The organism is Cognaticolwellia beringensis, assembly GCF_002076895.1.
Lineage (GTDB): Bacteria > Pseudomonadota > Gammaproteobacteria > Enterobacterales > Alteromonadaceae > Cognaticolwellia > Cognaticolwellia beringensis.
Genome location: NZ_CP020465.1, coordinates 967,116 through 988,496 on the forward strand (window position 1 = coordinate 967,116; position 21,381 = coordinate 988,496).

Here is a 21,381-nt window from a genome sequence, read left to right on the forward strand (position 1 = left end):
TAAAAATAAAGTTCATAAGCATTATTTTCGATATTGTGTTGGCATGATTTAAAAAGGGTATATCTAAGGTTATAGTACTTTTTTGTACGCCGTTATTACCTAAGTATGAGGTTAGCCTAGTCGTTATGAGATTTTATGCTTAGCTCAAAGCGCTTCATCAAGAATAACGACTCTGATGATAGTGATCATTTTTTTTGGTACGGTGGTGTAGCCTAATTGCTCACTGTAACCCACTTCTACTTGTGCGATAGCTTCCAGAACTTCGTAACCTTCGACAACTTCGCCAAAAACCGCATAACCCCATGATCTGCCAGGGTCTAAGTTACTATTGTCGTTTAAGTTAATAAAAAATTGATTTGTTGCTGAATGCGCATCAGTAAGCTGCTTTGCCATTGCAATAGTGCCCGTTTTATTTTTTAAGCCATTACCAGACTCATTAAAAATAGGCTCGTCGTGCTCAACGTCAGTATAGTTAGTCATAAAACCACCTCCTTGAATGAGGTAGCCATCTTCTACACGGTGGATCAGCGTTTTATTATATTGTCCTCGCGTGACATAACCTAAAAAGTTATTAGTCGTAATTTTCGCTCGGTAGCGGTCAAGTTCAATAGTGATATTACCCATATTGGTTTCTACTCGAACTTTCGGGGATAAATTACTCGGTTGAATATATTGTCCTTCTGTATTTGCAGCAAACACCTGTAACGACATAAATAAGCTAAGCAAAACTAGTAAAATTCTGAACACGTGATTACCTTTATATATAATGCGATAGACGAAAAGCGAGGTATTTTAACAGTGATTAATTTCACTAAGCAAAGTTAATCAATTCAACCTAATACAAACCAAACCAAACCAAACCAAACCAAAGCTGGAGTTAGTGTTATTGATATAGTTTTTTTATTTTTGCTAAAGAAAAACACAAAAAAACCGAAGAACTTTATTATAAAGTTTTTCGGTTTTTGATGTCATAACATGTTTCATGACATTTTTTAAAGCTACAAATAATAAAACTCTGCTCAATTAAACTGAAGTAGGTTTTCTTTTCACTCGTTCAGTCGATGGTTTAGTACCAGCTTCTGATGTAGCAACCGGCGCTTTACTGTTTGCTCTTTTTTTCTTTTTTGCATTTTTAGTCGCTGAAACAACGGTATTAATGAACTCTGCTGATTTTTGGGCAGGGTTATAAGCGATTTTAATAGCTTTACCGTTAAGTTCGATAATATCGCCATGGCGAATTTTTTTACGCTTTTGCACGGTAACTTCGTTATTTACTTTAATATGACCTTCACTGATCATGGTTTTAGCTTCGCCGCCACCGCCAACCATATTGGCAATTTTAAGTAATTTATAAAGTTCTATAGGTTCAACACAAATGTCGTAAGTTGAGTGTGCAGACATGAAATACGCCTAATAATTTTCAATTAATAATATGGTTATATTCTAGCATATATAACCGTTATTGAATAAAGCGAAATAACAAAACATCCACTTTTTAGAATACAATAATCAGCTAGGGCAATATGGTTAATTTGAATTTTTTATAGTCTATTGATAAAAGCCGTATTGTTTAAAGAAAAAACGCAGTAGTAAACTGCGTTTTATGTTTGTACAGATACAAGCCAGCGTACCTATAGCGAGGGGAAACTAGCTTAAGCTATTAGCCCGTTAATACTTGGCTGTGTACTTGCTCATTTAATACCACTACTTCAGCACGTTTGAAGAAGTTAAAATCGGTAGCCGTTGCTAGGGTATACGCCCCCATCATTCGGCTGATAATTAAATCACCATTGTTTAGCTTAGGTAACATAATTGACTCGCTAACTACGTCAATGCTGTCGCATGTTGGGCCTGCTAGTACAGAGTCAAAACGCATGCCGTCTTGTTTTGCACTGTCGATTGGGTATGCTGCTTCATCAAACATTAAGCCGCTGAACGAGCCGTAAATACCGTCATCTAAGTAGTACCATGTTTTACCTTCACGCTCGGCTTGACCCATGACAGATGCCACGCTGGTTACACAGCTTGCAACAATAAAGCGACCAGGCTCAGCAAGTATTTGCATGGTTTCTGGCAATTGTGCAAGTGCTACGTTAATTGGCGCACAAAATACATCAATTGGCAGTACATCAGCGCTGTAAGGCACCGGAAAACCGCCACCTATATCTAACGTGCTCAATGCCGGTAAACCAAGTTCACTTACTTGTGCAATCACTTTTGCACAAGTGTTAATCGCGTCAACGTATTTAGTTGGGCTAGCTGTTTGCGAACCAACATGAAACGATAAACCTTTAATACGAATACCTAATTGTTGTGCGTAGGTAATAATCTCGATTGCCATTTCTTGACTGCAACCAAACTTTTTAGATAAATCGGCAAAGGCATCTTTGTTGCGAAAGCTTAAACGTACCAAAATTTCTGCTTGATCTTTGTAAGCAATAAATTTTTCTAGTTCGTTGATGTTATCTACCACAAATACAGTACAGCCATAGGCTAGTGCATCACGAATGTCGCTATCACGCTTGATTGGGTGTGAGTGAATAGTACGCTCGCTCGGTACGCCTTCACTTGCCACTAAATCAATTTCGCCGCTGGTGGCTAAATCAAAGCTCGCGCCTTCTGCTAATAATGTGCGTACAACCGCTGCATGTGGCAAAGGCTTTAATGCAAAGTGCAATGCAACACCGGGTAGTGCATTTTTAAGGGCATGGTATTGGCGACGAATAGCTTCGCAGTCAAGCACCATTAAAGGCGCGCCAAACTGTGCTGCTAGTTGTTCAATTTCTTGATTAGTTGGTTGCGCATAAGCAAAACATTCGCTTTGGTTAGCCGCAACCGCTGCTGCAGGTAGTTTGATTGTGTAATCTTTTAATTGAGTCGATAAAGCCATGGTATTCTCCGAGTATAAGGACGTTTTTATTCCGTCCTAAGCAACCGCTCGGATAAGGTTTATCTACGAGTCAGTTGAGTGATATTAATAGTGCTAATGCACAGTCAAATTCACTCTTGGATAGTTGCTCATTTGCCTTGCTACAAACAGGGTTTGTAATGTACTCGGATTGGCTATCATCAAGAAGCGGCGAGATAATAATGTGTGTTTTAAATTTGTGCAACATTTAATTTTAATAAAATTAAAATAATTTTAATCTTATATAAAACATGCCCTTGCGTGGTGTAAATTAAACATATTATTGATAAGTTAAATTAATCGAAACGCTATTACACATAAAAAAACCAAAAAGTGCTTATTTAACACTAGGCTGTTTAACCATTAATGGGCTCATGGCTATTGAAAGTTGACAGGCAGTAAATTAGCTTTAACGTTAACTTAGTTTACATAGATGAGTGAATAATATGGCAAGACTTCCCGGTTTAATTTTATCTAATATTTAGTCGATCTCGCTCAGCGAAATAATGCTCGAGAGGTATGCTTTTTAAGTACAGGACTTTGTGCGAAGGGCGTTACAGCAAAACATGTATTTCAGGAAAGGAGCCCTTATAGAGTTGCATGCAAAAGTTGCTAGGTTTATGCTGTTTACAATAATAAATAGGTGCCGATTAGTGTTTAATGTTGGCAAAACAGTAGTGTTTAATAAAGGCTGAATATTGGTAATGTCGGTAAAAAACCTAGAGCAAAAGCAGAGTATACTCTCTCGTATTGGTAATGCGCTGGGTGACAAGTTAGCGACGTTTTTGAATAAACCACGCGCTTCTTATACAACCTTCAGTACGCTTTCTACAGAGCAGTTAAAAGAGAGCCTACTACCCGGCGACATACTGTTAATCGAGGGCGATAGCCGCATCAGTACAGCGATTAAGTATTTAACCCAATCGACTTGGTCTCATGTTTGTATGTATATTGGCGATAAACCTCACTTATTACCTTTGTTAGAAGCCGATTTAGTGGAGGGTGTTATTACCGTGCCGTTAGAAAAGTATGCTGGATTTAATATGCGTATTTGCCGGCCAGTGAGCCTTACTGAAGAAGATACTGACGCCTTGCTCGATTTTGTAACTTCACGCATTGGCCTACAATACGACACCAAGAATATAATTGATTTAATGCGTTATTTGTTGCCTACGCCACCGGTGCCTCTGCGTTTTCGTCGTCGGTTACTAGAATTTGGTAGTGGTGACCCAACTAAAGCGATTTGCTCTACCTTAGTTGCTCAGGCTTTTCAGTCTATTCGCTACCCGATTTTACCGCTAAAAATTCCCGATAAAACTAAGTCAGATGCGAGAGAAGTACCTGCACGAGGTATATCACGGCTAAAGCCCCGATTTCTTACTAAAAGTCGTTTAGAAAAAAGGCATTACAGCCACTTTATTCCAAGAGATTTTGATTTATCGCCATATTTTGAAGTTGTAAAACCGACACTAAAAACGGGCTTTAACTATAAAGATATTCAGTGGGTAGACCAAACTGGCGATATTACTCGACATTCTGATACAAAATAACGAGCGTAACTTATGTGTATTGTGGTGGCCGTTAGCAGTAAAAAATATGTGAATGGATTAAATCATTATGATGAATTTACTAATTCCTATTACTTTCAGACCGGTTGTTATAGGAATTAGTCGTCATCGCTGAGCTGATTAAGGCGTATGTTCACTTTTTTTGTTTATAAATCATTCTACATTTATTGCTTTTATATTTTATAGGGTTACAGGAAACTACAATCCAAAATCCTGACTTTTCTTGATGTTCTTTCATATGTTCGCATCTTTCACACGGAATGACTTTATCTGGCATTTCTTAACTCCTCGCTAAATTACAAACTAAATCTTCATGGGTTTTTAATAATAAACTGTGCTCATTAGTAGGGTTTATACCTCCTGCAATAGCTTCTGAATATAGTTGGAGTAATATGACCAAGTCATCGGCCGATTTTGACGAAGAAAACTGCTTTAAAGATGAGGTTAATGAATCATCTAAATCAGAAAATAAATGCGCCGCTATGCCATTATCAATGACACTTTGCCACTGCTCGCTCTTTAAGTTAAAGGCACATCGTGTGATGCCTGAATGATTTTGAACTTGTTTTGAAAAGTTTTCATCGTAAGACCCTAGTGCACTTTTTGCACTGCTTTTAAATGCACCTTTTATATATGGTTGCACAGCGAGTAACTTAGCCGCTTCGCCTGTGGCAAAATATTGTCCGTTTTCAAATTCATTACCATTAACATCTGTCTTTACTGTGGTATCAATACTTGCCAGTACAGAAGAGTATTTGTCTTCAGCCCCATTTACCCCTTTATGTATGGGGATGTAGGATGCTTCTTTTCTTTTATACCCTAACGTAAAGGTAGGATTGGAGTTTGAGACGCCAATTTTAAATCCGAGTGAGGTACTCGTGCCAAATATTAAGGCTTGGCGTTTGCCGGTGAGTTTATCATCATCGCTTTTCGTATAAGTAGTTGCATTATCATCGATAACTAATGTTGCAGCTTCACCCGTAGCATAAAGTTGTTTTATTGTAGGGTTTATTATTTCTCCGCTTGTTCTCATCGAACCCACTACAGGAGGTACAGCTCCATTTTCATAATTAGGGCCAAAGTAGCCCTCAACACGATCATATGCAAAAGACACAGTTCCTGGAGTGCTGTCGACATCAACCACCCCTATAGTGCTTTTGGTGACAAAAACAGCACTGTCTGTTGTGCTGCACCCAGATAGCACGAAACTTAAACATAAGGTGAAAAAAACAAATTTATCCCGTAAGTTCATCTTAAATCTCCATTTTAATTGTCATCTTTAATCATTACAGCCACATCATTTTTCAAAACGGTGGTTGTTTCACTGTAATAGCCAATTGAAATCCCGTTGTGTATTGGGGTATCTGAGTACATAACGCCAATGTTGGTAATTTTAACTTTATCACCTGCAACTAAACTATTGTCGACAGGTTTTTCAAGTGTAAGACTAACGAATCCAACAATTCTCTGGTTACCGTCATTATCCTGATAAGTGACTGCGCAAGAACTAAGAATGAGAAAAAATAATGGCATAAGTTGTTGAAACTTAACTTGCATATAACCTACTTCCTTATATAAAACAAAGAACTTACCCTGAACGGAAGTATAATACAGTATTTAAATTTACGGCTATCAACAACCGACCATTCTACATACTGAAGGTTGCTATCTAAGGTTAATCTAAGTTAATTAAAAGCTTTGGTATTTTTAGAAAATGCAAAAAATTCGTATTGGAGACAAGCCAAGTGTAGCTTTGAAAAAGTAACGAAAATGAACATTCGCTATTTACTGATTATAGTTCCATATATCTATACAGTAGGTGGAAACGTACAAAAAGCAAATATTTATAACTAATGGTTAAAGGTATTAAATTAATGACGAGATCTTTTATAAACGGAAACAGACTCACTTAAAATGCCCTTTAAAATCAAAATTAAAGGCAATCAAGAAAACTGTATTCTGTCACTCTTATGTCTTGGAAATTAAGTGTGACCTTTTGAATGATACTAGCTCAATTAGAAGTGAGTCAGGAGTCAGGAGTAAGAAGTTAATTGTAAAACCCCACCCCCTCTACTAGTGTTAGTAGGCAAATATCAATGGGGAGCAGTTATTGATATACGATTGATATTTGATTGATATTTGATTGGAATTTGATTGAAGTTTTACCTTTTTAAGTCAATAAATAATAGATGGATAATACTTTGAAAAATAAATGGATATTATTATGAAAAAATTATTAGTTAGTGCTGCATTGTTATCTTTGTCTAGTAGTTCTGCTTTCGCTGCAGGAACAACTGAAAACACCATAGTGTATGAGGCTAAAAGTGGTTTTTCAGAAACACTTGCTGTATCCCAGACCGAGCAATTAGGTAGATATAGAATCGTATTAAAACCAATTGTAGGCTCAAAGTTTAAAGCTGGAAATCTAATTGCTGTGGGTATTTCCAGAGGGCTTTTGAATCCTGATTTTACTGCGAATCACACCTTTGTTAACAAAGATCGTACCGGTGTTTTGTATACAGAAAGCGACACGTTTACGGCGATTTACGCTGGCGATCCAACTTGTAATAACGGCGCTGGTACCATACCTTTTGAAGTTGAAGAAACATTAAATTTTGTTGCAGGTACAGGTATTTATGCTGGTATAGAGCCAGGTAGCTTTATTGTAATGAAGGGGGTCATAAATAACTGCCCATCTTTACCTGAATTTGGCCAAAATAATTTTGAAGTAGTATCTGGCACAGTAAGGATAACTCAGTAATTTCAAAAAGGCGCAAATAAGCACAATTATTAAAAGGCGAATCAGTAATGATTCGCTTTTTTAGTGAATTAATTAGACCCCACCGTTAATTTCTCTTGAATGAAAGCCAAGCGCTATTTTTCATCTGTACTATTTCAACATCGCAGTCAAATACTTTATAAGCGCTTACTACTTGTATTCATATTGCCATTTTCAAATTAGATTTACTGCTTGTTTACCAACTGTTTACCTGCTGTTTACTGCCTGTTTTTATTTTAGATGGATGTCCTATCTAATTGCCTTTAAGGTTGGATGTCCTAGTTATTTATTTGTTAGAATTACAGCTCTAAGCATTCTCTCAGTGACTTAGCAAAGTTAACCTTTTTCCAACAACAAAACAGAGATTTGAATGAATAAAACATTAGTTGCAGCATGGCTTTCGACGATAGTTATTGCGCCTACAGTTTCTGCAATAGAAATTTATAAAGATGAGACTAATAGCGTTAATATTGGTGGTTTTATCGATGCCCGTGTCATTAATACTCAAGATGAAACCGAAGTTGTAAATGGTGGTTCTCGTATTAATTTTGCTTTTAGTCGTCAGTTAAAGAATGATTGGCAAGCTAATGCCTTGCTTGAATGGGGTGTAAATCCAGTCGGTAGTACCGATATTGTATACAACAATCGCTTTGAATCGATTCAAGACGAGTTTTTCTATAACCGTCTTGGTTATATCGGCTTGTCTCATGACAAATATGGCAGCATCACCATTGGCAAGCAATGGGGCGCATGGTATGACGTGGTATACCGCACAAACTATGGCTTCGTCTGGGATGGTAACACTGCAGGTGTTTACACTTACAACAAAGATGATGGTGCGGTGAATGGCGTCGGACGTGGTGACAAAACATTACAATACCGCAACAGCTTTGGCGACATAAGTTTTGCTGTTCAAACTCAGCTTAAAAACAGCACTTTTTACACCTGTGATAATGAAAATATTACCCAAGAGGCTTGTGAAGAATTATTGGCAACAGGTTCAGATGCAGCACAACAAGTTGACTATAACTACACTTATGGTGGCGCAGTAACTTATCAAGCAACTGATAAGTTGGTATTAACCGCGGGTGTAAACCGCGGCGAGTTTGATGTGACCTTTGGTAGTGGGAGAACTTCTAAAGCCGTAGACCTTATTTACGGTGTGGGCATCACGTGGGGAAACTTTAAGCACAATGGGCTTTATGCTTCAGTAAACGTCAATAAAAACAAAAATCATGATACCGATAATATCGGCCGTTTGATTGACGAAGCTGTTGGTATGGAATCATTATTTTCATACAAATTCGATAACGATATACGTACTTTGTTCTCGTACAATATTTTAGATGCGGGCACTAACTACGTCATTCAACCTAACTTTAATGCTGACCCAAAAGATAATTTTAAACGTCAATTCTTTGTAGTTGGCCTACATTATGTATTTGACCCAGAGACCGTGATATATCTTGAAGCTCGTCGTGATTATAGTGATTTCACTAGTGCAGACAAAGCGCAACAAGCCAGAATGGAATTATCTGAAGATGACGGCATTGCAATTGGTATTCGTTACTCTCTTTAAGCTAAATTTTCTTACTTAATTACTTATATAAAAGGTTCGGCCGTGTTGTTGAGCCTTTTTTTATTGCGCTATTGTTAGCTAATGGATAAATGACGTATGACAGTAATTGAAAAATAGGCCCATCCAATAGATTTAAACGCTAGTTAGATCTTAGCTAGTTAATCACATTAAGCTTTATTAAACAGTGAAGCATGCCGCCATGAATATAAATAAGGCATTTGTTCATTGCTAAACTAAGTCTCTGAGCTCACCGTCTCATTGTTGTATCGCTTTGAGTCTAAAGCTGAAATTCCCTTTTGATTTTCAATGTTTTCAATATTTTTAATTGCTACAACGTTTAGTCATATTACAGTCTTAAAACTAGATTTCTTAACTAATCTTCCCAATCATTATATATTTTAAGAATAATCATAATTTCTCTCCTATATTCATAAGGTAACTATTAACTTGTGGCACCTGTTCAAGTGAAGTTTTCACCATGAAAAATAAGCAAAAATAAAATAGACAAACAAACGATGCTTTAAGGCTCTTTCTAATTTTTTTACAAATAAATCAGGGATAAAATATGAATACAGAAGAAATTGGTAGTCAAATCACGAGTATGGCAATACTCTATGGTCCTAAATTGATAGGTGCGATCTTAGTTTGGATCATTGGTGGCTGGGTTATAAAAATCATCGGCCGTGTCGTTAAAAATGCCTTAAACAAAGGCGGAACGGACCCATCGTTAAAGCCTTTCTTGAGCGGAATTGTCAGTGGACTGCTCAAAGTTATGTTAGTTATTACGGTGCTTGGTATGTTGGGCATCGAAATGACTTCGTTTATCGCTATCGTTGGTGCGCTCGGATTAGCTATTGGCTTGGCTATGTCGGGTACGTTACAGAATTTTTCTGGCGGTGTGATGATCCTTATTTTTAAACCATTCAAAGTGGGTGATTTTATAGAAGCGCAGGGTTATAGCGGCTCTGTAAATGAAATACAGATCTTTAATACCATTTTGAAGAGCGGAGACAATAAAACTATCATTATTCCAAATGGGGGATTGTCGACCTCATCAATGATTAATTATTCAACTGAGGCGAAAAGACGTGTTGATTGGACCATTGGTGTTGGTTACGGCGATGATTTAGACAAAGCCAAAGAAGTGATTAAACGCTTATGCGATGAGGACGAGCGTATTTTAAAAGATCCCGATGTATTTATAGCCGTGTCAGCTTTGGCAGACAGCTCAGTTAATTTTGTTGTCAGAGCATGGGTAAATGCACCTGATTATTGGGGCGTTTACTTTCAAATGAATGAGAAGGTATATAAAACATTTGCCCAAGAAGGGTTAAATATTCCTTTCCCACAAATGGATGTTCACATTCATAAAAATGACGAATAGCTTTCAGCATGGCTACTGATGAAAGTCGATAGTTTAGATTACTGACTATGCCATTAGTTAACTTTTACGGCGATAGCTACCACTAGGCTAATATGTTTAGTGTAAACGAAAAGAGCTGACCAATTTACTTGGTCAGCTCTTTTATATTTTTAAAAGAAGGGTTGAACCCTTACTAATAGTGATACTTTTTCAAGACTGTTATTTTATATCAATAACTTTGGAAACACCGCGATCGCGCGAGTCTGATGCTGGAATAAGTTGTTCACCGTCCTTCCAGATAACTTGAATATCACCAAACTCCCAGCTGTGAGGTTCAACTCGGTAACCGCGTTTGGTTAAGGCTTCAATTGTACTGTCAGGTAACGGGAGAGAAGGGCTTTGAGTGATTAGGTCAGGTGGTAATAATTGGTGATGAAAACGGCTTGCACTGGCGGCTTGAAGCGGTGTCATTTTAAAATCTATTATATTGACTATCGCTTGGAATACCGAAGTAAAAATGGTTGAGCCACCCGGTGTGCCGATAACCATAACGGCTTTATTGTCTTGCAACAGTATAGTTGGCGACATAGAAGATAACATGCGCTTGCCCGGCTGAATTTCATTAGCGGTATTTCCGACAACACCGAATATATTGGCGACTCCAGGTTTAACACTAAAGTCATCCATTTCGTTGTTTAATAAGAAACCTGCACCTTCAACCACCACGCCAGAGCCATATGCCCAGTTAATAGTATAAGTATTTGAAACGGCGTTGCCGTCGGCATCAACAATGGAGTAATGTGTGGTATTAGGAGACTGAAGTCCTGGATTGACCGACTCTAAACGCGATATTTCATTTGGTTTTACTTCCATGGCGCGTCGTTTGATGTATTCGTCACTGATTAAGTGTGTCATGTCAATATCAACAAAGGCAGGATCGCCCAGATATTCAGCGCGATCAGCAAAGACGCGTTTTTCCATTTCAGCCACTAAATGGACATACTGCTCAGAGTTATGAGTAACGCCTTCAAATTCTTTACTTAAATAGTCTTTCATTTTCAGTAATTGGATCACACCAAAGCCACCAGAGCTTGGCGGTGGAGAAGATAGTATTTGATAGTCGCGCCAATTTGCTTTTAAGGGCTCTCTCCACACGGCTTTGTATTGCGCAAGATCTTGAGCACTGATAATACCGCCGCTTTTCTGCATTTGCTTAACAAGTAACTTTGCTGTTTCGCCATGATAAAATTCTTTACGACCATTTTTTGCAATGCGTTTTAAGGTTTCTGCAAGCTCTGGCTGTTTAAAATTTTTGCCATGTTCAACACTACCAAAATAGGTTTTAAAGTTAGTCAGCCCGTCAAAGCGTTGGTAATGATCTTGTATGTTGTCAACGAGAATATTTGCTGGAATAAAGCCTTCTTCAGCTAGCTTAATCGCGGGTTCTATTAATTTACTCCAAGACAGTTTACCAAAGCGCTGATGCGCTTCCCAAAAGCCGGCAACGGTGCCAGGTACGCCAGGCGCTTTAGCACCAATTAAACTCAAATTTTGTACAACGGCCTTTTCATCATTAAGATACATATCGCGATGTGCGGTTAAGGGTGCAGTTTCACGGTAGTCTAAAAACAAGGCTTTGCCGTCAATGTAGATCAGCATGAATCCACCGCCACCAATATTTCCCGCATCAATATAAGTTACAGCTAATGCAAAACCCGTGGCAATAGCTGCGTCGACCGCATTGCCGCCTGCGAGCAGTATGTCTTCAGCAACTTTAGCTGCATATTTGTCCGGTATCGCTACTGCTGCTTGAGAAACTTGTGGGTTAACTTTGCCCGCAGAATTAGCATAAGAAGAGAAGGTTGAAAAAAGTAAAATAGAAACGAAAATATAAAAACGAGCACCATTTATCATGGGGTATTCCTTGGTTGTTATTCAATGGGTTGCCGGTTTATTTGCCTTAGCAACTCTATATTTTTTGACTATACCACGGATATAAATTACACACCGTGATCAAATAATGAATCTATGACTTTATTGTCTGGATTGAGAAAACACAAATAGCAATTTTATGTAAACAACTCAACTTGTTTATATAACGCTTCAGCTTTTCGTATTGATATAAGTACCCCTTTGTCGAATGTTTATGGTTAAAGTGGTTGATTACTGTATTGTGATTTTTAGCCATATTTGAAGTGTTTTACGCTTAAAATTTCTTATGCGAACTCCTTATATTTTGCTGTTTACAACTATAACTATACTGACAGTTATTTAATTATCATATATAAATCAGATAAATATAAATATTAACCTGTAATTTTTATGATAATTATAGATAAGCTGTTTTACTTGTTTGGAAAGTAATTTTGAGATGAATAATGAACCGACAATTAATAAATATAAGCGATTTAAGTGTGTTAATACATACTTTAAATGTTACTGCTAAAAAAACAATCTCCTTGTTATTACTTTTAACCCTTATCAGTTGTGGCGGGGGAGGAGGCACAGCGTCTGAATCAGAAGAAGTTGTAAACTTAGACAACGACGGGGATGGCGTTTTTGATCAAGTCGATAGTTGTCCTAATACCCCAACAAATAGCCAAGTAGACATTAATGGCTGCATAATTATCGTAAGTGTTGATAGTGATAATGACGGTGTTAATGATGAAATAGACAGCTGTCCTAACACGCCAGAAAACACAGAGGTTGATAGTTTAGGTTGTGAAGTTGCTTCACAAATAGTCGATATTACTATTCAAGCAGAAGATTACGTTGCTTACTTTGACACTTCACCCAGTAATGAAGGTGGCGCAAATTATCGTAACGACCAAGTAGATATAGAAGTTACATCTGATACTGGTGGTGGTTACAATATTGGTTATACACAAGCATCTGAATGGCTTGAATATTCAATAACGTTAAGCGCGGGGACATATGACATAAGTAGCCGCGTGGCTTCCGCTACAGGAGGAGGTAACTATTCCATTGCTATAAATGGTAATAATGTCGGCAGCGACAGTGTTGGTAATACTGGCGGATGGCAAACCTTTCAGGCTCAACGTGTAAATTCATTTTTATCAACCGGCGGTACTTTTACATTACGCTTAACTATAAATACGGGCTCATTCAATATTAATTGGTTACAAATAACCTTGGTTATAGATGATGATTTAGACGGCGTTGGTAACGATTCTGACCTGTGTTTGAATACACCAGTCAATGCAATAATTAATGATGTTGGTTGTTCAGATACTGACAGTGACGGTGTGTTTGATAATCTTGATAACTGCCCAAATACCCCGATTGATACGAATGTTGATGCTTTTGGCTGTGAAGCTATAGAACAGTTAATTGAAGTGGCTTTTGATAATGACATATTGGTGGGCGGCAAAGACAGTACAAATCCCGGCTTTACATTGTATACATTCGATAATGACATTGGCTCTGAAGGTAGCAATTGCAATAACAGTTGTGCAACCAACTGGCCCCCACTTTTAGTTACTGATGGTATCGCATCGGGTGTGCCAAATTTATCTACAATTATCCGTAATGATGGCACAACACAAGCCGCATATCAGAGCAAACCATTATATTTTTTTATTGGCGACAATTCCGCAGGTATGACTGAAGGCAATGAATTAGCCGGGTGGCATAGTCAAGCCTACGGCTTATTTGGAGATACTGTACCGCTTTATACCTCAAGTACAGTGCAAGAGCATGACCTAATTTATGAAACTAATGATGCGGTTATCACTATGTTTGCTGACCGAGGTCGAGACCGTCACGCTAAAGAAGATCAATTTCAACAATACGATCATTATCTTTCTCATTATTGGACTCACAGAACAGCACGTTACAAGTTTACCGATTTTGTTGAAAAAGGAGGTTCATCGATTTTAATTGAGTGGGTTACTGAGTGGCAACTCGAAGCATTAGAGTTTAGGGCGTGGTACTTCGGTATGAATACTGTTGCTCAATATCATGGTAATTATGAGCCTAATGTTATAACTGAAGGGCGTGGCACTTATGATGACGATCTTGTGCAAACCAGTACCACAGGTGAACAATATAAATATTCATTAACTATAAATGAATTTCGTGGACTTAATGGTAGTACTGAACCCCTCAACATTGGCCAACATATGGAAATTGAAATCAGCCAATTTTTACTCGGGGTACCAGAAGGGCGCTCAAACTATTATGGCACTACCTATCTTTATCAAGTGGGTAAGGGCGGTATGGTTCCTTGGAAAACACTCGGTGATTTTGATGATAAATCTTCCCAGCGAGAAAACTCTCACCCTATAGCTAAACAAGGCTGGTTAGGTGGTAACACAACACTTCCTTATCAGTATACCAATGAGCCTAACGATCACTTTATGCAAATGGCGACTAATTTATCTAGCCTAAATGGACAAGCATTTGTTTTGGGGCGCCGTATTCATCACACTTCTTTTGTTGATGGTATGCATGATGAAGACCCTGCAAATGGTATTTTTGCTGAGATGGTTGGTAAGTCAGGTACACATTTTGTTAATAATAGCTGTGCAAGTTGCCATGAGCGTAACGGCAGAGCAGCACCGGCTCCTATAGGCGAAGCATTAGATAAATGGGTATTTAAAATTGCCGATGCTGATGGTAATCCTGATGCCCAGCGCGGTAATGTTTTACAGCCTTCCAATACCGGAAATGTACAAAATGAAGGCACCGTTGCTATTGCTTCATGGACCGAAGTTGATGGTTTACGCTCACCAAATTATCAATTCTCTACCGGAACCCCAGAAAAGTTTTCAGCACGTATAGCGCCACAACTTGTCGGCTTAGGGCTATTAGAAGCTATTCCTGAAGAAACTATTTTAGCGATGGCAGACGAATATGACGAGGTAGCGCCTTTTGGTATTTCAGGCAAAGCACAAAGTACGATAGACCCACAAACACAGCAAATTCGTCTTGGACGTTTTGGTTGGAAAGCTGCAACGGCTAGTATCAAGCATCAAGTTGCGTCAGCATTTAATACTGATATGGGGGTAATGACCGCTGTATTGCCAATGCCAGATTGCGGCTCTGCACAAAAATTAAGGAATGAATGTGGTGACGACCAAATAGAATTAAGCGAGCAGCATATAGACGACCTTGTGAAATATATCGCGCTATTGGGGGTGCGGGCACAACGTAACCTTGACGATACCCAAGTGCAACAAGGAAAAGCTATATTCTCAAACATTGGCTGTGTTGATTGTCATACCCCGACTCTACAAACCAGCATATATCATCCCTTTAGTGAATTAAGAAACCAAACAATTCACCCTTATACTGACTTACTATTGCACGATATGGGTGAGGGCTTGGCTGATAACTTAGGTGAAGGCAACGCTACAGGTGCTGAATGGCGCACAACACCATTATGGGGTATAGGCTTGTCGGCTTGTGTTACTGGTGGCGTAGTAAACACAGTTGGCGGACAAGGTAATGAAGTTTGTACGCCGGAACATAGTTACTTACACGACGGACGTGCCAGAACCATAGATGAAGCTATTCTTTGGCATGGCGGCGAGTCACAAAGTGCTAAAGTTAAGTACGAAGCACTCTCTGATGCTGATGAAGCTGCACTGTTATCCTTTTTACAGTCGTTATAAGTTAATCGCTAATTCAGTGGATTTTAGACAATGTATTGATCAATAAGGCAGAGTTAATTGTTATACCTATGACTTAGCTAGAGTTAGCGTTATTGATCTTTAAAGCTGACTTCTAATTTGATTAGCACACTCTGCCAAGACGATTGCACCTGCGGTTGAAACATTAAGCGAGTTACCCATGCCAAACATAGGGATATGAATGTGTTAATGGCTCAATGTTAATGCGGCTTCACTTACACCTTTGTACTGCTGTGCTATTTGCTTTAACCAGGCCAATGTATGTCAAATTGCACGGCTGCTATGGTTAAAGTTGACATAATATTTCCGCTGCTTTACGTAATGTGTCGTCATTTTTTGCAAAACAAAGTCTGATCACTTTATTATTCTTATGGTAACTCGGTCTTTGTTCAACAGGGTACAGCGGGCTAAGTGGAATGGCAGCAACACCTACTTCTTTAGTTAACCACTGACAAAACTCTCGGTCATTTAGCGTTGAAATTGCCGAGTAATCTAATAATAAGAAATATGTGCCTTTAGATGGCAGCAAGGTAAAGCGTGAGTCTTTTAATGCATTAATCAGAACATCGCGCTTTTGTTGATAAAAACTCGCTAATTCAGTGATATGTGCCGGCTGTTCTTTTAGCATTTGTGCAATAGCAATTTGTGCTGGCGTAAAGGAGCAAAAGGTCACGTATTGATGAATTTTTCTAAACTCGGCCATAAGTTCATTAGGGGCGGCGCAATACCCCATTTTCCAACCCGTACAATGAAAGGTTTTACCAAAACTAGAAACGACAAAGCTGCGGTTAAACAGTTGAGGGTAACGAAGCACACTTTCATGGCGTAAGCCGTCAAAAGTCATGTGTTCGTAAACCTCGTCACTAATAACATATAAGTTATGTTTTTCAACTAAGCTTTGCAGTGTATCAAGATCAGACTCACTCAGTATTGAACCCGTAGGGTTGTGTGGACTGTTAATAATAATGGCGCGGGTTTTTTCATTAATACTTTGCTCTACTCGTGGCCAATTTATTGCGTAGTTAGGTGCATCAAGCGTGATATGGCGACAAATACCGCCTGCAAGTTCAACGGCCGGCTCGTATGAGTCGTAAGCGGGATCAAAAATAATAACTTCATCATTCGGTCGCACCAAAGTTTGTATAGCAACCCATAACGCTTCAGTAGCACCAGAGGTTATTGTTACGTTGTTTAGTCCATTAAGCTTTTGCGCATCGGGTAAATGCGTTTGATATTGTCTATGCACCATTTCAGCAATTTGCGTTAATAGTTCAGGTAAACCGTTTGACGGTGAGTATTGGTTTTTCCCTTCACTGATCGCTTGATTAATTTTATCTTTCAAAAAATTAGGGGTATCAAATTCAGGGAAACCTTGAGATAAATTAATCGCCTGATATTGATTCGCCAAGATCGACATTTCGGTAAAAATGCTGGTTTCTACATTAGGCATTTTGCTGGTAAAAGAAGATGACACAAAAACTCACTTAATTTTTATTAGGCACTCGTTAAAGTGGTTACGGTTTTAGCCGTGATAATTTAGTCAGTAAGAATTAATAGCTACTGTTAATAGTCAAGTTAATCGGTACTGTTACTCGGTATAGCTCAGTGACATTAATTCAAACGCCAGTGAACAGAATAAATAAGATGTTAAGGCTAACGGCGATTGAGTTCAATTATTAATACGAGATTAGCTATCTGTAATGAGCTTTTAGCTTAGTGACGTGTAACTTGAAGCGTTTGCTAGAGTGGTTAAAAGTGCTTTAAATAAAAGCGGCACAGAACCATCGTTGAAGCCTTTTTAACCGGTATTGACGATGGTCTGTTAAGCGTGGTGTTGGTTATCACAGTGTGGGTATGTTAGGCATTGAAATGGTCTAGTGTATTGCCATTATTGGTGCGATTGGTTTCGAAATGTTTTTAATTATCAATTATTTAAACTGATAATTTCTAGTCAATTAATTGCTTAGTTCTTTTTTAAAGTGGCTTGGTGTTGTTTTAGATTAGCTTTCTAATTTGGTTCGCACATTCAGCTAATACAATAGCGCCAGCGGTTGATACATTGAGTGAGTTACCCATGCCAAACATTGGGATATGTATTTGTTGATGACTCATTTCTAATGCGGCTTCACTGACACCTTTACGCTCATTACCTAAAACTAATACGCTCTTAGCTGGGTAAGCAACCGTGGTGTAATCAACAGATGCCTGACAGAGCTCAACACTGTAAACTGAATAACCGTCATCTAGTAACGTTTGTAAGCTTGCAGTAGTGCTGTCGCTATGTTCAACACAAACCCATTTGGCTTCATTTCTTGAGGCTTTTTTCATCTTTTTATCTGAAATACTCAATGCACCAGTGCCACAAACAATCACTTTCTCAATAGCAAAAGCATCAGCCAAGCGAATAAAAGCACCAATATTGTAGCTGTTAGTAACGTTGTCTAACACCACCACTAACGGAATTTTTGGTTTAGTTAAGTATTCGTCTCGCGTTAGTTTGTTTTCTCTAAGTTCTTCTTTACTGAGTTGTATTTTTGAGGGCATTATTTCTACTCTAATTACTTTGCTGCTTGATATAAATATGTGCTGATTCTTTACTAAACGTAGATTACTGAGCTTAAACCCTTGGTTTAGCGCAGCGGAGGATTGTGCGGTTTTATTTAGCGAAGATCAAATTAATGTTTATAAACCGTTTGGTAAATTTAGTTCAACTATTAACGCAGTACTGGTAATAAAAAGAAGAAAATAAGTACAGAGTCAATTATGATTACTTTACACACATGTATTCACATTAAGGGGTTGTAGCTTTGAATAAAGTCAGACAATTTTCTTTCACTAGCATTGCCTTCACGAGTTTAATCGTTTTAGCCGGATGTACATCAAAGGCTCCCATTTTAGGCGTTGAAAATGGGCAACTAACGCCATGCCCGGATAAACCCAATTGCGTTAATAGTTTCTCACAAGGTGAAGCGCACTATATTGAACCTATAATTATTGCGGATACGAAAGTAGCAGTAAAAAATGATATTTTGAAAGTCGTGAATGGTTTTGAAAACTCGAAAGTCACGGTAAGCGAAAGTAGTTATGTTAGAGCTGAGTTCACTTCTAAAATATTTGGTTTTGTTGATGATGTGGAGTTTTATTTCCCAGAGACAATGTCTAGTGATACCACTGTACATGTGCGCTCAGCTTCTAGGCTTGGTTATTCAGACTTTAATGTTAATAGAGAACGAGTTGAAAAAATTAGACTTAAATTTGAAACACTTAAAAGTTATTAAAGCAGAGTTAGCTGTTGCGCTAAGTCGAATAAATACGCTAAATTTTACAGCTTAGCTATGCTTTTCAGTGCTATAAGATAATTTAGCTTTCATAGTGGTTTACTGCTTAGCAGCGTTTGCGGGAATTAATGTTAAAGGCTGTTAGGCTGTTTCAGTTTGGAGTGTTTAGGTTATTTTAAAAGCGACGATGAACTATTTATAGCTGAGCTCGATAAAATAAGCTCAGCCAATTTGGTTAACTTATACTGTTTTCAATTTCAGGAGCTATATCAGTAAACTTAAGCCAAATATCTTTATCGACGGCATGTTCATTTAGTATATTTTCACATTCATCTTCAGAAATTATGCCTTTTACCATCATTAAATATACCTCGCTTAATTGATTGGCTTTATATAGCACCTCTGCCAAAGCTGAACGGGTTGAAGTTCGTTGCTGGCTTAACGCTTCAGCATATATTTTTGGTAGTTTCCACTCTAAAGCTATAAAATAACTGATGTCGATTGACATTTCAGTCATCAATTTTTTGAAAACTTTGGTACCAGGTAGGCTTGATAATTCTTCCGCAAGTGCTTGTGATAGGCAATCAAATACGATGATTTTCCCTAAATCATGAATTAAACCCAAGAAATAAGCGTCAAATCCGTTTTCATCTTGTTTAGTGGCTAATAGTTCGCATAGCGTGGCACACTGTACAGAGTGAACCCAAATTTGTTTACCGAACATTTTGTAATAAATAGGTTTGCATGGAATAACGTTAGCCATTAACAGTGTAGTGGCAATACGTAACAGTCCAGACAACCCTAAAAACGTTATCGCACGATTTAGCGATACGATTTCCTTTTCGCCTCGATGATAAATTGCTGAATTAGCTGTTTTTAATACGGCTATAGCAAATGAGGGATCTTGCTCAATAATTTCAACAAAGCTGAGGACACTTGAATCTGGATCGTCAATTGTATTTAAAAGGCGAACTATCATCGCTGGTAATGCAGGAATATGCTGACTAAGTCTATCGGGGTTATTTAATATAGCTCTGACTTTTTGTAATACTTTGGTTTCGAGCTTGCCCATAGGTATATTAGAATTTATATCGCCAAACATAACGTCATAAAAGCTCGTTGAAATGTTCGTTAGCATTTGAATACCTCCTTATATTCTGTAAGTTGATGCAATTTTTTACTATGTACCAACTATCATAAACTATACCTAATTATACCTAACTATATCATTAGGCTGAGATATGTCGATATTTGATTATAACTTTCCGCGACTTATTGCTGATTATTTTGAACAGCCGAGGCTAATATCTCTCCGCCATTTTCTACCATAAACTTGTGAAATGCGTCTGCGAGTAGGGTCGGTTGTCTTGAGGCGTTTTGCACTAATCGCCATTTACTGCGAATGGGGAAATGCTCTACATTAATGATTTTAATTCCAGGCATTATGCCGAAATCTAAGCTGTGCTTACTTAGAACCGATATGCCTAAACCTGCTGCAACAGCTTGTTTTATTGCTTCGCTGCTAGCGATAGTCATTTTCTCATTTAGGCTGAGGCCATGTTGCTTAAATAATTCAACGGTATATTCGCGTGTGCCAGATCCTGCTTCACGTAAAATAAAGGGGTAATGGCTTAAGCGCGTTAAACTGACTTTAGGAAACTGTGCTAATTCATGATTTTCAGGTACGACGACGACCACTTCATTCTCTAAAAATGGTGTTTCAATGACTTGCACGTTTTGTGGAATATTGCTGAAGATGTAAAAGTCGTCACTATTCTCAAGTAGTCGGCTTTGTATGTTCTCCCGATTACCTATTTCTAACTTGATCTCTACTTTCGGATGTCTTTTGGCAAAAGCAGCGAGCAGCAAAGGTAAAAAGTATTGCGCGGTGGTGACCACTGAGATTAATAAGGTGCCTGTGATCACACCTTGTAAATTATCTATGTCAGTTTTAAGGTTATCTAGACTTTGAAATATGGTATTTGCACTGCGTAATACTGCTTTACCCGCATCGGTAAGGGTAAGTTTTCGACCTTGCATTTGGTACACGGGTAAACCGATTAATTCGCTTAAATTTTTTAATTGAATTGAAACCGAGGGCTGAGATATATGCAGATTTTCGGCGACAACTGACAAATTTTGGTATCGAGCCAATGCTTGAATAAGTTGTAACTGCCTCATGGTTGGCTGTCGGTTTGACTGCAAACTTAATGACATATAGATATTTGTCTATGATAAAGATTAATTTTATA

The 21,381-nt window shown here is 38.2% G+C and carries 16 protein-coding genes and 1 pseudogene; 6 read left to right on the forward strand and 11 right to left on the reverse strand.

What is annotated here, in order from left to right; genetic code table 11:
* Positions 1-144: 144 nt before the first annotated feature.
* From B5D82_RS04085 to B5D82_RS04095, 3 genes are all read right to left on the reverse strand, one after another.
* Positions 145-747, reverse strand: a complete 603-nt coding sequence (locus B5D82_RS04085) for a peptidylprolyl isomerase (protein WP_172820617.1) — start codon at positions 745-747, stop codon at positions 145-147.
* A 276-nt stretch (positions 748-1,023) separates the two neighbouring features.
* Positions 1,024-1,401 carry an RNA-binding S4 domain-containing protein gene (locus tag B5D82_RS04090; protein WP_081149449.1) on the reverse strand — a complete coding sequence of 126 codons (378 nt, stop codon included), beginning with the start codon at positions 1,399-1,401 and terminating at the stop codon, positions 1,024-1,026.
* Positions 1,402-1,660: 259 nt separating this feature from the next.
* Positions 1,661-2,890 (reverse strand): type III PLP-dependent enzyme, encoded by a 1,230-nt coding sequence (locus tag B5D82_RS04095; protein WP_081149451.1) that lies wholly within the window; start codon positions 2,888-2,890, stop codon positions 1,661-1,663.
* A 722-nt stretch (positions 2,891-3,612) separates the two neighbouring features.
* On the opposite strand from B5D82_RS04095, the gene B5D82_RS04100 reads away from it, so the two are divergent.
* Positions 3,613-4,458, forward strand: coding sequence for a YiiX/YebB-like N1pC/P60 family cysteine hydrolase (locus B5D82_RS04100; RefSeq protein WP_081149453.1), 846 nt, complete (start codon positions 3,613-3,615; stop codon positions 4,456-4,458).
* Positions 4,459-4,756: 298 nt separating this feature from the next.
* Here the strand turns inward: B5D82_RS04100 and B5D82_RS04105 are convergent, their stop codons facing one another.
* Entirely contained in the window at positions 4,757-5,728 is a 972-nt protein-coding gene (locus B5D82_RS04105; protein WP_081149455.1) for a hypothetical protein, read from the reverse strand.
* Between the two features lie 14 nt (positions 5,729-5,742).
* Complete coding sequence (locus tag B5D82_RS04110) at positions 5,743-6,033, reverse strand: hypothetical protein (protein WP_081149456.1); 291 nt, start codon at positions 6,031-6,033, stop codon at positions 5,743-5,745.
* 667 nt (positions 6,034-6,700) lie between these two features.
* Here B5D82_RS04110 and B5D82_RS04115 point away from each other — a divergent pair.
* From B5D82_RS04115 to B5D82_RS04125, 3 genes are all read left to right on the forward strand, one after another.
* Positions 6,701-7,237 (forward strand): hypothetical protein, encoded by a 537-nt coding sequence (locus B5D82_RS04115; protein ID WP_081149458.1) that lies wholly within the window; start codon positions 6,701-6,703, stop codon positions 7,235-7,237.
* A 388-nt stretch (positions 7,238-7,625) separates the two neighbouring features.
* Positions 7,626-8,834, forward strand: coding sequence for a porin (locus B5D82_RS04120; protein WP_081149460.1), 1,209 nt, complete (start codon positions 7,626-7,628; stop codon positions 8,832-8,834).
* 565 nt (positions 8,835-9,399) lie between these two features.
* Positions 9,400-10,218 (forward strand): mechanosensitive ion channel family protein, encoded by an 819-nt coding sequence (locus tag B5D82_RS04125; protein ID WP_081149462.1) that lies wholly within the window; start codon positions 9,400-9,402, stop codon positions 10,216-10,218.
* Between the two features lie 198 nt (positions 10,219-10,416).
* Here the strand turns inward: B5D82_RS04125 and ggt are convergent, their stop codons facing one another.
* Positions 10,417-12,111, reverse strand: a complete 1,695-nt coding sequence (ggt, locus tag B5D82_RS04130) for a gamma-glutamyltransferase (protein WP_081149464.1) — start codon at positions 12,109-12,111, stop codon at positions 10,417-10,419.
* 464 nt (positions 12,112-12,575) lie between these two features.
* Between ggt and B5D82_RS04135 the strand changes: the two genes are divergently transcribed.
* Entirely contained in the window at positions 12,576-15,833 is a 3,258-nt protein-coding gene (locus tag B5D82_RS04135) for a di-heme oxidoredictase family protein (protein ID WP_081149466.1), read from the forward strand.
* 99 nt (positions 15,834-15,932) lie between these two features.
* Here B5D82_RS04135 and B5D82_RS20275 read toward each other — a convergent pair.
* The 3 genes and pseudogenes from B5D82_RS20275 to B5D82_RS04145 form a co-directional block, all read right to left on the reverse strand.
* Positions 15,933-16,079 (reverse strand): annotated as a pseudogene (locus B5D82_RS20275) (TrmH family RNA methyltransferase); the annotation flags it as partial.
* Positions 16,080-16,137: 58 nt separating this feature from the next.
* Entirely contained in the window at positions 16,138-17,325 is a 1,188-nt protein-coding gene (locus B5D82_RS04140; protein ID WP_281255941.1) for a methionine aminotransferase, read from the reverse strand.
* A 521-nt stretch (positions 17,326-17,846) separates the two neighbouring features.
* Positions 17,847-18,395 carry a TrmH family RNA methyltransferase gene (locus tag B5D82_RS04145; RefSeq protein WP_081149468.1) on the reverse strand — a complete coding sequence of 183 codons (549 nt, stop codon included), beginning with the start codon at positions 18,393-18,395 and terminating at the stop codon, positions 17,847-17,849.
* 263 nt (positions 18,396-18,658) lie between these two features.
* On the opposite strand from B5D82_RS04145, the gene B5D82_RS04150 reads away from it, so the two are divergent.
* Positions 18,659-19,129 (forward strand): DUF1499 domain-containing protein, encoded by a 471-nt coding sequence (locus B5D82_RS04150; RefSeq protein ID WP_245807553.1) that lies wholly within the window; start codon positions 18,659-18,661, stop codon positions 19,127-19,129.
* Positions 19,130-19,364: 235 nt separating this feature from the next.
* Here the strand turns inward: B5D82_RS04150 and B5D82_RS04155 are convergent, their stop codons facing one another.
* The gene (locus B5D82_RS04155; protein ID WP_081149469.1) at positions 19,365-20,267 is read right to left on the reverse strand and encodes an HDOD domain-containing protein; all 903 of its coding nucleotides are present in this window, start codon (positions 20,265-20,267) and stop codon (positions 19,365-19,367) included.
* 134 nt (positions 20,268-20,401) lie between these two features.
* A complete protein-coding gene (locus B5D82_RS04160) occupies positions 20,402-21,346 on the reverse strand; it encodes a LysR family transcriptional regulator (RefSeq protein WP_081149471.1) in 945 nt (314 codons plus the stop codon).
* Positions 21,347-21,381: the final 35 nt, after the last annotated feature.